The 436-nt window shown below is 64.2% G+C and carries 1 protein-coding gene; it reads right to left on the minus strand.

Going from position 1 to position 436, the window contains the following annotated elements:
* On the minus strand, positions 1–436 hold a 436-nt coding region (locus tag SOP95_RS31710), incomplete at both ends, for a TonB-dependent receptor domain-containing protein (protein WP_323609544.1).

Raw genomic sequence — 436 nt, forward strand, 5'->3', positions numbered from 1 at the left:
TACAGCTCCAGCCACTCCACGCCGGGGCGCACCGCCACCGCCAGCGTCGGCGACAGCTTGCCCTGATCGCGATCCACGTCCCAATCTTCGCGGGTCGTGGTTGAACAACCGGTCAGACGCAGCGCTTTGCAAGGATTGTCAATCGTGTAGCGTTGCCCATCCTTGGCCAAGTCCGGATAGCTCAGGCCGGTCTGGCCGCGTAGGCGATAGCGGTCGTAACGCAGCCCCCCCTCCAACGTCAGCCAGCCGTCGTAGTCGTAGGTCAGGTTGGCGAACAGGCTGGCTACCGAACGGTTGCCGGCCGGCGTCACCCCTTCCATGCCTTGGCGGGAAGAGTCGCTGGTTGCCTTGTCGTAATAGAACTCCAGCCCGTAGTTAGCGCGGAAGTCATGCCCCGGCGCCAGGCTGAAGCGCGAAGTGTTTTGCGCCTGCGCGC

It is taken from the genome of Pseudomonas sp. YuFO8 (assembly GCF_035065025.1).
Classification (GTDB): Bacteria; Pseudomonadota; Gammaproteobacteria; order Pseudomonadales; family Pseudomonadaceae; genus Aquipseudomonas; species Aquipseudomonas putida_AE.